General features: G+C 69.8%; 10 protein-coding genes. 2 read left to right on the forward strand and 8 right to left on the reverse strand.

Annotated features, from left to right (window positions below):
* From VN779_RS02235 to VN779_RS02270, 8 genes are all read right to left on the reverse strand, one after another.
* Positions 1-729 (reverse strand): cellulase family glycosylhydrolase (locus VN779_RS02235; RefSeq protein ID WP_325719601.1); only part of this gene is annotated, 729 nt, incomplete at its 3' end.
* Positions 730-1,213: 484 nt separating this feature from the next.
* Complete coding sequence (locus tag VN779_RS02240) at positions 1,214-2,251, reverse strand: LacI family DNA-binding transcriptional regulator (RefSeq protein WP_325719603.1); 1,038 nt, start codon at positions 2,249-2,251, stop codon at positions 1,214-1,216.
* Positions 2,252-2,594: 343 nt separating this feature from the next.
* The gene (locus VN779_RS02245) at positions 2,595-3,428 is read right to left on the reverse strand and encodes a cupredoxin family copper-binding protein (RefSeq protein WP_325719604.1); all 834 of its coding nucleotides are present in this window, start codon (positions 3,426-3,428) and stop codon (positions 2,595-2,597) included.
* Positions 3,425-3,979, reverse strand: a complete 555-nt coding sequence (locus VN779_RS02250; protein ID WP_325719606.1) for a YceI family protein — start codon at positions 3,977-3,979, stop codon at positions 3,425-3,427. The genes VN779_RS02245 and VN779_RS02250 overlap by 4 nt, the downstream gene beginning before the upstream one ends.
* 127 nt (positions 3,980-4,106) lie before the next feature.
* Complete coding sequence (locus VN779_RS02255; RefSeq protein ID WP_325719607.1) at positions 4,107-5,117, reverse strand: cupredoxin domain-containing protein; 1,011 nt, start codon at positions 5,115-5,117, stop codon at positions 4,107-4,109.
* Positions 5,118-5,165: 48 nt separating this feature from the next.
* Positions 5,166-6,545, reverse strand: coding sequence for a copper resistance CopC/CopD family protein (locus tag VN779_RS02260; protein WP_325719609.1), 1,380 nt, complete (start codon positions 6,543-6,545; stop codon positions 5,166-5,168).
* On the reverse strand, positions 6,542-7,168 hold the full coding sequence (locus VN779_RS02265; RefSeq protein ID WP_325719610.1) for a hypothetical protein: 627 nt from the start codon (positions 7,166-7,168) through the stop codon (positions 6,542-6,544). The genes VN779_RS02260 and VN779_RS02265 overlap by 4 nt, the downstream gene beginning before the upstream one ends.
* Positions 7,169-7,555: 387 nt before the next feature.
* A complete protein-coding gene (locus VN779_RS02270) occupies positions 7,556-11,578 on the reverse strand; it encodes a CHAT domain-containing tetratricopeptide repeat protein (RefSeq protein ID WP_325719612.1) in 4,023 nt (1,340 codons plus the stop codon).
* Between the two features lie 391 nt (positions 11,579-11,969).
* Here VN779_RS02270 and VN779_RS02275 point away from each other — a divergent pair, with 391 nt between their 5' ends.
* Positions 11,970-12,224: a hypothetical protein gene (locus VN779_RS02275; protein ID WP_325719614.1), complete on the forward strand. Its 255-nt coding sequence runs from the start codon at positions 11,970-11,972 to the stop codon at positions 12,222-12,224.
* Positions 12,225-12,338: 114 nt separating this feature from the next.
* Positions 12,339-13,244 carry a hypothetical protein gene (locus VN779_RS02280; RefSeq protein WP_325719615.1) on the forward strand — a complete coding sequence of 302 codons (906 nt, stop codon included), beginning with the start codon at positions 12,339-12,341 and terminating at the stop codon, positions 13,242-13,244.
* The last annotated feature ends 238 nt before the right edge of the window (positions 13,245-13,482 follow it).

Genomic DNA, 13,482 nt, shown 5'->3' on the forward strand with positions numbered 1-13,482 from the left:
TCCCGTTGAGCGCACCGCGTTGACCATGCTCTGCATGCCGGCGACCTGGTAGCCGATCCCGTTACAGGTGCCGCCGTTGCGCCAGCACGCCCATCCGGAGGACTCGCTTCCGGTGGCGCGCTCCGGGTAGGGCTCGTTGAAAAGATCGAAGACGACCGCGTTGTTGCCCTTGAAGGTGTTGGCGACCGAGGTCCAGAACGGGATGGCCTGCGCGGCGTCCGGCATCGGCTTCTGGCAGGTGGCCTGCGCCGAGGAACAGCCGGAGGAATTGCCGGTGTACACCCCGTCGGTCCAGTGCAGGTCCAGGATCGCCACGATCCCGTTCGCATTCAGCAGGCTGATGTACGACTTGACCGCGTTGATGTAGTTGGAGCCCCGGTAGGCGGAGTTGACGTACGACTCGCCGTTCCAGCACGCCTCGTTCAGCGGTACCCGCTCCGCATCCACCGCGGCGCCCCAGGACTTCATCGCGTTGATCGATGCCTGGTCGACGGGACCGCTCCAGATCCCGGCGTTCTGCACGCAGGCGAACTCGCCGCCGGAACGGTTCATGCCATGCAGGACCACTTGGCTGCCGTTTTGGTCAACGAGTTTATTGCCCGACACGTGCAGCTGCGGCGCGGCGGGCGCCGCCTGCGCGGTCGGGGATAGAGCAAGCAGACCCATTGTGGCCAGAGTCCCGGCGAGCACCGCCGCTGGGACACCGCGACGAGACAACGAGAGCCTCATCGCTCTCCTTCCGTCAGAGTTACAAACGTTGCAATGAAGCACGACGCAGGAAACCCGCGACAGCCGACGCCGTCAAGTGCCGATCGACTGTGCTGCGGTCGACGGACGATCGGCCCGCCGTTTCTCAGGACCGCGCAGGCTCCGACGCACTGCCCGAATCAATCAAGGCAGTATTCGAATTACGTTCGATCGACTGTGCACTGCCGAGCGCGGGGCGGAAGGTCGTGTCGACGGACCACGTGACCCCTGACTAGGCATCAACAGAGGTCAGAAGTCAGCCGCACAGCGGGCGCTTCACCCTGATCGCCAACGCGGCATGTCCCGACCTAGGGCGGCGTCGCACAGAAAGCGACAACATTTCACGTCATATCCACAGGACTCGACCGGAACGCACGCCTCCGTGGGCGGCTATGCGGGCGTCTCGTCGAGCAGCGGTCGGACGGTGAAAGTTGCCCGAAAAACAACCGCGCACGACGCAAGAGCGTCAACGGTCAGCAGGCGCAACCGCAGTCGATGCGCGCACTACCAACGAGGGCTGGAAGAGGACCTCGCGGTGCGTGTGATCGCTACGCGCCTCATCCAAGAGCAGGTCAGCCGCGGCGTAGCCGAGCTGGTAGATGGGTTGGGCCACCGTGGTCAGCGACGGCGAGAGCCGGGCGGCGAACTGCAAGTCGTCATAACCCACGACGGACATGTCCGCCGGTACGCGCACGCCGACGCTCTCCAGCCCACGCAAAACATCCAGGGCGACAGTGTCATTCACGCACAGCACAGCTGTCGGACGCGGCGAGGCGTTGAGGATCATCTCGATCGCCTGCGGCGGCAGCTCGGGCGGTTCGATCGGCATGCGTACGTCCAGCAACGCCTTGTCGGAATCGAGCCCGGCAGCGGCCAACGCCTGGAACATGCCCGCGCGCCGTTGCTTGACCGACACGGCGTTGACGCTCCCGCTCAGGTAGGCGATCCGGCGGTGCCCCAGCGCCAGCAGGTGCTCCGCCGCGAGCCGACCACCGAGCACGTCGTCGACAGTCACGCAACACAGATCCGTGCGCCCCCGCGGATGGTCGACCAGAACCACCGGCGTGCCCCGGCGGCTGAGCTCCTGCAGGCGGGTCAGATCAGGATCGATCGGCGCGACGATCACCCCGCGAACCGCCTGCTCCTCCAGCAGACCCAGCAACCGCCGTTCCTTTGCCGCGTCCAGGTCGGTGCTCCCGGCCAGCACCAGGCACCCCTGATCGGTCAACCGGTCCTCGATACCCCGGTTGACCTGCGCGTAAAACGGGTTGGCCAGATCCAGCAGGACGCTGCCGACAATTGCGCTCGGGACGCCCCGCAGCACCCGCGCCGGACCGTTGCGCACGTACCCGACCCGTGCCATCGCCTCCTGTACACGGCGACGCGTCTCCGGCGCGACGATGGCCGGACGACTCAATACATTGGCGACCGTCGAGATGGAGACCCCCGCCACCCGCGCGACATCGCGCATCCCCCCGCGACGCGCACTGCTGTCCTCAACCAACGCAACCCTCTCAGCCAGCCGCTAACCCGCTGCAGAGCAACTGCTGGCAATCTTGCCATCCGCCGCACCGCACGAGCCCGCCGCAGCGGCCCAGGGGCGCCGGACTATGCGCCTGAACGCTCGCCCACCGACCTCAGCCACTACCGGCCGGCTTGGGGAACTGCTCCACCTGTACGTTTCCGACCCGCTTCGACTTGTCGTTTCATGCGCGAATCCGTGGGATACCGCGCCATCGCAGATGTCACGCGGCTTGCGTGAAGCGCATCCGTGTGCGGGAGATCCGCGATGCGGTCATCCCGTCATCCGGGCGCGGCCGGATGACGGGCGTAGGGTTGGCGACCGGCTAGTGGTCGTAGTCGTCGTTGTCGTTGTCGTGTTTTTCGTCGCGCCTCCGGTCGGGTTCCGCACTGCCTCGCTCCGCCGCTGCCGCCGCCGGAGCCGGTCGGGAGCCGACGAGCAGCAGGCAGAACACCGCGATCGTGGCGGTCAGCCCGCCGAGCAGCAGGACCGGACTGAGGGTCCGGATATTGCTGCTGTCAGCAGCCTGCTGCGCCTGGACCTGAGCGTCGGGTGGTGTCGACTTCGATACCGACGGTGCGGCTGCGGGCGCTGCGGCGGCGCCAGAGTTCGACGACGCGGGACCCGCCGCGGTGGTGGCTGTGTTTGCATGCGCCTGCACACCGGCTGGAGCGGCAGGCGCGGAACTGTGCGTACGAATCGGGGCGGTGGTGGCCGGTGCCGGCGCCTGGACGATCACTTCGGCTCGCATGTCCGGATGCACCGTGCAGTAGTACATGTACATTCCTGGCTGCGTGAAGGTGTGGCTCCAGGACTGACCCTTCGACAGGTACGGCGAGTTCAGCGACTCGGGGCCGCTGGTGGTGGTCACGGTGTGCGGGGCGGTGTCCTGGTTGGTCCAGGTGATCGTGTCGCCCTCCTTCACGGTGAGCGACGCGGGAGCGAAGGCGTAGTTGGACATCTGCACGCTGTAGTGCGCCGCCGCGGCCGGCTCGGTGGACGGCAGCTTGGCCGGCTTGAATCCGAGAGCGAGCACCGCGGCGAGCACTGCGACGGCCGCACCGGCCGCCAGTGCCATGCGCGGGCCGATGGTCAGCGGCGGGCGGGCCGGATCGCAGGACGGCGGCGCGGGATTGCGCGGCGCGAGCGGTTTGGTCATCGGAAGTCCGCCGCGAGCAGGACGCGCAGGTGCCCGGCCGGGACGGTCCACGGCAGTCGGAACTCGGTCGCGGCGCGCAGCGCGCCGTAGTCGAGCCGCCCGGTGCCGAGAATAAGGAGTCTGTCGCGTCCACGCCCGACGACCCGGCTGTCCAGGGTGAGCGGAATCTCCTCGCCGCGCAGGTGAAGAGTGCCGGGCATGGTGATCCGTCCCGGCTCGCGGCTGTCGAAGCCGGTGGATTCGAAGCGGATGACCCGGTGCTGGCGCACGGCGAGGCCGCGCGGCCCGGTCAGCCGCCTCGTAGCCAGCGGACGGGTGGTGCGCAGGGAACGGGCGCTGGCCTCGATGGTCATATGGGTGCGCCGCTCGTCCTCGTCGACCACGAGGCTGGTGTCGAGCACGGCGAAGCGGCCGCACAGCGTCGTCAGCGGGCCCGCGGCCGCGCGGAGCTCGAAGACGCACCGGCCGGGGCGCGTCCGGTAGGTGCCGGGATCCGGCAGGACGACTGGACGGGACGGGCGCGGGGGCAGCACGAGGGTTTCGGTAGTCATCGCGTCCTCTTCGGACTGAGTTCGGTGCGCGGAGGGGAGAATGGGGGCGGTGGACCGGCCGACTTCCACTCGGCCGGTCCACCGCCGTTCCGGCGGCTGGTGGTGCGCGAGGACGTGCGGTCTGCGGTCAGCAGCTGCCGGTGAGCACGCCTTCGGTCGGGATGAGCATGTTCTCGATCAGCGTGGTGTGCGTGAGCACGTACTGGTCCAGGTTCATCAGGTCATTGACTTGCTGGCCCGGGGACTCGCCGAGGTGCGTGGCGTCGATGTGCTGCAGCAGCGGAACGAGCAGCCCGGTCAGGCTCCGGTTCGCGCTGTTGTACGCCGGGATGAGCATGTTCTCCACCAGCGTGGTGTGCGTGAGCACGTACTGGTTGACGTTCGACAGGTCCTGGACCTGCTGGCCCGGGGACACGCCAAGGTGCGTGGCGTCGATGTGCTGCAGCAGCGGGAGCAGCACCTGGCTCGCGCTCGCGCAGCCGCCGCCCGAGTCGCCCATGCCGCCGCCGAGCGAACCGAGGACGCCTCCGGGACTTCCCGAAGTCGCGGGCATCGACATGCTCGGGCTCGAGCTCGGGTGACCGCCGCCACCGCCTCCTCCGACGCCAGACGGAGCGCTGCTCGGCGTCGCACTCGGTGAGCCGCCACCGCCCCCCGAACTGCCGGTCACGGTGATCGTGGCGACCATCTGCGGGTGGTCGATGCAGTAGTAGGTGTAGGTTCCGGCGGTCATGAAGATCGCCGAGTACGACGCGCCCGGGTTGATCTGCCCGGAGTCGAACGACGCCGGGCCGGACTTGCCGGTCACCGTGTGCGGCACGCTGTCCTCGTTGACCCAGGTGACCTTGACGCCGGTGGCCACGGTCGCCGACTTCGGCGCGAAGGCGTAGTTCTTGATCTCGATGGTGCTGGAGCTGGTCGCGGCGGCCGCCGCGGCGTCGGCGACGTTCAGCGTCGTCGTGCCCTGAGCCACCATGGGCGCCGCCTCGGGGCGGGTGGCCGCCTGGGCGAGCAGCAGCGCAGAGGCAGCGGCGGCCACCGTGCCGAGCAGGAGCAGGGCACGCGCGGGGCGGCGTGCGGAAACCGCCGCGGTCGGGGCGTTCGGCGGCGTGCCGGATTCGGAATCGGATCGGTTCATGGTGTGGGGATGCCTTTCTAAGTGGACTGATTTCGGTGCGGACCCTGGTCAGCGGCCGGGGCTGGATGTGACCAGGACACTCGCCGCGGCAAGGATGGCGAGGGCCAGCCCCGCCTCCGCCGCGACCGAGTAGATGAAGGGCCGGACCGTGGCGCGGTCGCCGTCGAGGATCACCGCGACATCCAGCCGGTGGCGCACCCAGGCCTTGCTGTGCTGCGCGAGCGCGAGCACCGCGGTGACCAGGGCGAGCTTGAGCAGCAGCGTGTGCCCGTAGGAGGTGTGCAGCAGGTCGTGCACCGACCCGACCACCTGCCAGGCCAGCAGGGTTCCGGCGCCGATGATCGCGAGCATGCTGACGAGCGCGAGGTTCGAGTAGCGCGCGACGGCGGTGGCCATCTCACTCGGAACGCGGCGCGGCAGCACGCCGAACAGCAGGACGACCAGCCCGCCGATCCACAGCGACACCCCGGCCAGGTGGGCCGTATCCGCGATCGCTCCGACCAGCGGATGAGCGCTGTCGTCGTGCGCTGTCATACCGATCGTTCGCAGCAGGCCGAAGCCGACCGCGATCAGGCCGACCCGCCAGCCGGCCGAGTAGGCCGCGCGCTGCTGTTGCTGCAGCAGGCCGACGAGTACGACGCCAGCCAGCAGCCACAACAGCGCCCGGGCAATGAGCACCGTGCCGACGCGGGTGCCGAACAGACTCTCCAGCGCGGTCGCGTCGAAGACGCCCGAGAGCGGCAGCAGCGCGGCGTAAGCGGCCTGCAACCCGATCTGCGCGAGCGCCATACCCAGGCCGAGCACCCACGCGAGCGAGAGCGAGCGGCGCACGCGCGGCACACCGCCGCCTTCCGGCCAGGCGATCACGAGGAAGGCCAGGCCGCCGATCAGCAGCGCCACACAGAGGAATCCGGCGAACTGCACGGCGACGAGCGCGTTGTGCACGGCCGCGCCGGGTCCCGGGAGCGCCGAGCTCTGCGCGGCTCCGGTCGGTCCTGACGCGGTGTTAGACGCGGGCGCACCGGAGGAGGCGGACAACCCCGCAGCCGCTGCGGGCAGCTGGAATCCGATGCTTCCGTTCGCGATGTGCCCGTCGTCAGAGCTGACCGAGCGCCAGTCAAGCTCCAGCCGACCGCCTGGCGCGGCGTGGACTCCGGTCAGATCCGCGACCAGGACGTCGGCCTGTCCGGGCGGCTGGTGGATCGGCACCTCGCGACCATCGGCGCGCACCGAGCAGTCGTGGATCGCGATGCCCTCGCTGAACGTCATCGTCACGTGAGTGGGCGCAGCGGACAGCCGCGCGCCGTCAGCCGGGTCCGAGCTCAGCAACTCCGCGTGGGCGACGGCGGCGGGCGCGCTGATCAGCGAACCGATCAGCCAAATCAGCGCACCGCAGACGAGAAGGGCCAGCCGCGTGACACGGCTCATGGCGCGCTCGCGCTGGGAGTCGGTGTGGGGCAGCCGCCGAGCAGCCCTCCGCTGAGCGGACTGGCCAACGAGCCGGTCAGCGAACCCACCGGCGCGGTCACACCGGAAAGCACGCCGGTCAAACCGGTGAGACCCGGCAGACCGGTCGAACCAGTCGGACCTGAAGTCAGCAGTCCGTCCGAACCCGAGCCGAGCAGGCAATTCAAGCCGCCTGTCGTGCCGGTCAGCACGGAGGTGACACAGTCGAGCAGGCTGCACGAGGCTGTCGACGACGGCGCCCCGGACGGTGAAGAGCTCGGCGAGTCAGAGGGAGACGAGGAAGGCGACCCACCGACTATGTCTGGAGTCCGCGACTCTGCGGACGGCGACGGCCAGGCGCCTGCCGCGGGCACCGAACCCGCGCCGGACCCGCCGCCGAAGCCGTACCCGTAATCGCCCGAGACGCCGGAGCCTCCGGTGGCTTGAATGACGTCCGGCGCCGATCCGTTCGCCGGCGGGCTTGACGCGACCACCAGCGTGCCCGGGGCCGGACCGCCCGTCGCCTGAGCGACGCCGCCGCCTCCGCCGATCCCCGAGGCATAACCGAGCAGTACGAGCACCATGCCGGCGAGCGTCGCGCCCACGATCTGGTCGCGATGGTCCGCCGGCCAACTCGCGGCGGGCGAAAAACTATTTCGAGAAGCGGAACGACGGGAATTGCTCGGCACCTTGGCTCCCGGACGATTTGGCGGGGTTGAGTGGAGCCGAGTGCAACGTCACCGCACTTCACATCGGTTACGCGCCGATCGCCCGCCCGTGACAACGCAGCCACTTTTCATTTATTGCGTTGTGAAAAGAATTCGATCTAATGATCTTCACTCGATCGAGTGAATTCCGGGCTGGAGCCGTGTCTAAGCAAAAAGGACGACGTTTTTCATTCTCGCGCTTTTCGCCCGAGCGAGTCGTCACAACCTCAGGTCGTCGCAACGTCTGGTCGTCACCGGGTCTGGTCGCCGGGGCGGGCGGTTATCTCAAGGGCCGACGTGTAGGTAAGCCGCCCAAAGCAGCGGACTGTCTTGATTCGTTGCGCGAACGTGCCGCACCGCGTGATGCAGCGCGACGGCGATGTCATCGACGCTGCGTTCGCGGGCGGTGATCGTGGTGTACACCGCGTCGGCGATGTGTCCGGCGACGTCGTCGTAAACCTGCCAGAGAGTGCCTACGACATGGCGATATCCGGCCATGTGGAACGCTCCGGTCAGGTGGACGAGCTCATCGGCCAGCCGCCTCGGCCCCAAGCTGGTCCGGCAGGCGGAGAGGTAGGCGAGTTCGGCGGTCGCCGGCCGCAGTCGCGAGATCTCCCGGACGGTCAGCGGTGCGGCTTCGTGGTCGTAAAGCAGCACTCGTCCGTTGGCTCCGGTGGACACGTCCGCCTGGGCATGACAGGCGAAATGCGCCCAGCGGTGTGCGGGCAAGGCGGCGAGCACCGCGGCACGAGTCGCCGCACGGCCGGTGAGTTCCTCGACCTCCAGCAGCGCCTTCAGGCTCGCCGCCTCCCCGGCCGCCCCGGGAAGGTCGGCAAACCCGGGAGTGCCCGGCATCGACACGACCAAGGCGCTGGGGCGTCCGTCGAGGGGCGGCACGCCGCGACTCGCGTACCGGCTGCGCACCATCGGCAGGTACGAGGACACGACGCGATCGAGGACGGAGCCCGGCGCGCCTCCGGACCCGGGCCGGCTGCCCGCGGCATGCAATGGCAGGAAAGCCAGCTGACCGGTGGGTACCCACCACACCCGGGGCCAGTCGGCATCGTCCCCCGCCGGACCGGTCAACCCGAGCGCGGTTAGGACCGGCTCGGCGACCGTGTCCCACAGCCAGCCGAGCGTGTCGGCGGCGATCTGGTTCGCGGCGAACCAAGCGGGCCTCGGCGCGTACGTCGCCTCGAGGAACGTCCTGGCTCGTTCGTCCACCTCGCCGGCGATCAGGCCGGGCAGCGGAATCACGCGCAGTTGCTGCTCGGTCAGCACGAGCGCGTCACAGCGCAGATCGCTCACATTCACGACCACCACGGGTCCGCCCTTGCACGCCGCTCGGAGGGTTGCGACGTCGGGCGGCTGGGCGAAGTGTTCGAAGCCTGGTACTTGCCGGATGCGCCGCAGCAGATCGAGCCACGCCTCGCTGTCGGCCTGCCGCTGCCGCAGCGCTTGGACCGGAGGGACGGCGGGATCGGCGACTTGCGCGCTGTCGCGCAGCCGTTCGAACTCGACGGCCAACCCGGGGTGGGAGGCGCGCAGGTCAGTCAGGTCGCCGCGGGCGTCGATCGCCTCGGCGAGCAGCACCCCGCGGCCCTGTTCCAGGAGCGCGACCGCGAGCTCGGGGTCTCCCGCGTTCAGCGCGCAGGCCGCAATGGCCGAGGCCCTGCCGACGTACCGCGACAGCTGAGTCTCGCGGTCCGCCCGAGCCAGGGCGCGGGGCGCGAGACGCGGTAACAGTTCGCCGACCAAGGCCGCGCTGCGCCGGACGGTAGGCGCGTCGCCGAGGTGTTGCGCGCCGAGGGCGTGGTAGAACGCGGCGTCCAGCCGCGGCGCCACCAGCGCGGCTTCGTCGGTGGCCAGCGCCTCGAGCCGGATCATCGCCGAGTAGAGCGAAGCCGCGTCGCCGCCGAAGATTCCACGCTCCATCAGGGCTGTCGCCGCCCCCACCACGGCCGCGTCATGCTGCGGATGGCCGGCGGGCGTTGCAGCCAAGGCCGCCTCGGTGACATCGACCAGCTCGTCGAAGTGCGCGGGTTCCGGGCTGCGCTGGTTGTACAGCACCAGCAGCTCCCGCAGGGTGGTCAGGCGCTCGGCGCGGTTGGCGTGGCCCTGAGGGGTACCGGCGATCGCCGCTCTGGCCAGGCCGAGCCCGGTCTCGAGGTCATCCTCGTGTCGGCGCGACTTGTACCGCATGAGCAGCGCGAGGGCCAGGTTGGCCTGGAATCTGGGCAGGTTCGGACTGTCCGGAGCGGTTGCGGCCACGGCCCGGCGACCGTGATCGACCGCCTCGTCGAGCAGCTGCGCCGAGTCCGCCGCGCCGGGCGCGAGGTACAGCAGAACCACGGCGAGGCCGGAGTGCAGGTCCGGCGCGGACCCGTGGCCGGCGGGCAGTGCGGCAAGCGCCTCGCGGCGCATGGCGGCCGACTCGTTGAACAGCGCCGAGTCCATGGTGCGCTGCCCGAGTTCCGCCAGGGCGCCCGCCAGGCCGCCGACCCGGTTGGGCCGCATGGGATGGTCGTGCGGTGTCTCGTCAAGCACAAGGCGGAACTCGGCGATGGCGGCGTGCAGATCGTCCAGGGACGCCGTGTGCCGAGCGCGTAGCATCAGGACAGCCGCGCGGTTGGCCCGGGAGGCGAGCCGTTGTGCGCTGTCGCCTCCTACTTCTTCGATCGCGGCTTGGAACAGTTCGACGGCTTCATCGAGCGCTGCGAGGCCGCCGGTGCGTTCGTACAGCGACCACAGTGCGGTGGCCAGGGTGTGCAGAGCCTGTTGCCGGGGCAGACCTCTGAGCCGCCCGCCCTCCAGGTGGGTGCGCAAGATGTCGATCGACCGGTGCAGGTGCGGCAGATAGCCGCTCCGTTCGAATTCGGTGTGCAGCGCTACCGCGAGGTCGAGATCTTCCGGCGGATCGTCAGTCGCCGCGGAGCTGTCCTCGTCTGCACGGTCGGCGCTCGCGAGCAACTGCGCGGCGACGGCTCCGACGCGGTGATCGGCGGGAGAGCCGTCGTGGGCGCGGCGCAGCAGCTCCAGCGCGTCGGACACCGAGGCCGCGTTGCCGGTGAGCTGGCCGTGTCGCAACTTCGCCATGGCCAGGTTGAACTGCCGCTCGAACAGCGCCGGGTCCGTGGCCGGGGTCGCGCGCAGCGCCGCCTCCAGGTGCATGACGGCTTCGTCGAGCAGCCCGGCATCGTCGGTCAGGCCGGACTTCTGCAGCAGCGCCCCGCCGAGGGTGGAGACCACGCCGGCCCGTTCCGGGTTGTCCGCGCGCATCAACCGCCGCGCCTGGTCGAGCGCGACGATGGCCTCGTCGAGAACGGCGGGGTCGGGCGTGCTCTCGTAGCGCGTCATCAGCGTCACGCTCAGGCTCGACCACGCGCCGGCCCGCATGGCGTCGTCCTGCGCGGAGGCGACAGCGGCGCGGCCGTCCTCGATGGCGGCGGTGAGCTGTGCCGAATCGCCGGTGCGCTTGAAGTCTTCACGCAGCAGCACGCCGCGCATCCGCACAGCCTCCGCATGGCCCGCGTTGCCGTCCGGGTAGGCGTCGACGGCGTGATCGATCAAGTTGAGCGCGAGGTCGAGCGTCTGCGGATCGGGGTTCGCCCGGTACGCCGTCAGGAGGGACCCGATGGTGGCCAGCGGGTCCGTCATGTCCACGCGGACGGGCGCATTGAGGTTCGCTGCCCGGCTCGGCGGGTCGCGCTTCGGCGCCGGCTCGCCCGCGAGCATCGTGTCGACGAGCAGGAGTTTGCCGAGTATCTCCTGGTTCGACGCCTCGGGGTGGCCGCCCTGCCGCAGCACTTCGGCGGCCCGATCGCGCCACTGCCGCGCCTCGGCGACATCGCCGTGGGCGGACAGGACCAACCCGAGCGTGGCCATCGCCATCAGACTGCCCTGATTCGCCGCGCGACTCCACGCCTCGATGGCGCCGGGCAGATCACCCCGCTGTTCGAACAGGTTGCCGAGGTTGTTGAGAGCACTCGCGTCGCCGCTCGACGCCGCGCGCACCAGCCAGCGTTCTGCCTCATGGATCTTGTTGTGCCTGCGCAGCAGCACGCCGAGATCGCTCATCGCGTCGATCGACCCCGCGGCAGCCGCTCGCCGCAGGCACGCCTCCGCCTTGCGCTCGGCGTTCAAGTGCTGCCAGTAGATGACGCCGATGGCACGCAACAGCGCGGGGTCGCGCGCCTCCGCAGCCGCGCGGTCCAGCCACTGCCGCGCAGCGTCGGGCGCACCGGTGGCGAGAAGTTGCAGCGCCATGCCGACCAACACGGCCGCCGGATCGTCGCCGCCGCGGTCCACTGGAGGCGGCCCCGGAAACGCGCCGGGCCTGCCCGTGGCTTTCCGTTCACCCCGTCGCCGCCACACCGTATCAGCCCCCTCATAGCTGCACGACGCCCTCACGGCCAGTCTGGCACAGCGCCGGCTTCGGCGACATCGCAGTGGTCTCACTCGAGGAAGGAATCCCGACTCTGCTGCCGACCCGGCGCCTAGGCTGGCGGAGCATGCCAGGGGCGTGCGACAGTCGGAGGCAGCGGGGAGGGAAGTGCTGAACGAGACGTTGCCCGCCGGGCTGCGGGACATGCTGCGAGCTGCCATGGACGACCCTGGCCTGCCCATCCCCTTCCTCGCCCCGGTGCGACGTATGTCACCCGCCCGACGCGTCCTGGATGTCTGAAGTAAGGAGTCGATGATGCCCGGCGACGGGGAGTACCTGGCGGCGTTCTGCGCGACGCTGCCCGAGCTCGAAACGGAGCTGCGCAGGCGAGGCCGGGCGGAGCTGCTCAGCGTCGCGGTGAAAGCGGTGCGCTCGGGCATCCCGGTGCTGGAGGTCCTGCCCGCACTCGGGATTGCGCCTCACGTGCTGGCCGGTCCCGGGACGAGCCGGGAGACGCCGGCCGGGGCGGTGGTGCAGGGAATTCCGGCCAAGGCCTCGGGCGAGGTCTAACGCTGTCCGGACGGGGCGTGCGATCGTGCGGTCCCGCGCGAGCCGGGAGGGCCAATCTCGACCGAGCGCTGCTGGCTGCACGACAAGCCCCTGGCCGTCGGCGAAGCCTGATCCATGGGGTCCTTCCTGAGTGAACTGGGCACGAGACTCGCGGACCGATGGCTCGCGCAACTCGTCCTGCCCGGCCTGGTGTTGGTCGGCCTGAGCGCGACCGCTGCCCTGCTCGGCCAGGGCCGCGCGCTGGACTGGCGCGCTCTGGACACATACGCGACTCACGGTCTCCACACCGCCTCGGGATGGACCACGGCCGGCCAGGTCCTGTTCCTCGCCCTGGTCCTGCTCGGCTGCGCGGCGATCGGCGGGACGGTGCGAGCCGCTTCGCAACTCGCGAGGATCGTATGGTTCGGTGCTTGGCCGCGCTGGTCGGACCCACTGGCACGCCGTCTGACAATGCGCAGGGCCCGGCGCTGGGACGCCCTGCAGGCACAGTTGGCCGCCCGCCGCGCGCAGGCCCCGCCACAGGAGCGGTCGGCGCAGTTGCTCGCCGAGCTGGCCGACCTCTCCCAGCGCCGCGACCGCATCGCCCTGGCGGCGCCGACGAGGCCGACGTTCACGGGCGACAGCCTCGCGGCGATCGGGACACGCGTCTTCAACCAATACGGCGCGGACCTGAACGCCTGCTGGCCTCGCATGTGGGTTCTGCTGCCCGTGGACGTTCGAGACGAACTGCGCGCGGCGAGGGCGAGTCTGGACACGGCGGTGGCGGCCTCGGTCTGGGCGGTCTGCTACGCGGTTCTCGCCTGCTTCTGGTGGCCAGCCGCTCTCATCGCGGCCGGAACGCAGCTCGCCGCCTGGGTACGCGGCAGGACGGCCGTCGCCGACCTCGCCGAGATGGTCGAATCCACCGTGGACGTCTACCTGCGGCGGTTGGCCGTCGAACTGGGCATCTCTGTGCCGGAGGGACCTGTGGATCGCCAGACCGGGACAACCGTGACCAGAATCGCGCGTAAGGGAGCGTGACCGACGGCGAGCGGAAAGAGTCATCCGCACGACTCGACACGGGCACTGCGAAGCTGCGCCGAAAACGGACGTGATCAGAACCAGTCAAGGACCTCAGCGAGCGACGAAGGGATGTCAATCGTCCGCGATTGCAGGGCTCAGCGCAGTCCCATCCGCGCTCCATCGGCGGCCGCTGACTTACCTGGCAGCGAGAACGCGCAGGTCATAGAGTGGGGCGCGTGGGACTCGAACCCACAAC

Origin of the sequence: Actinocrinis sp. (genome assembly GCF_035605935.1) — a bacterium.
In the GTDB taxonomy this organism is placed as follows: Bacteria; Actinomycetota; Actinomycetes; order Streptomycetales; family Catenulisporaceae; genus Actinocrinis.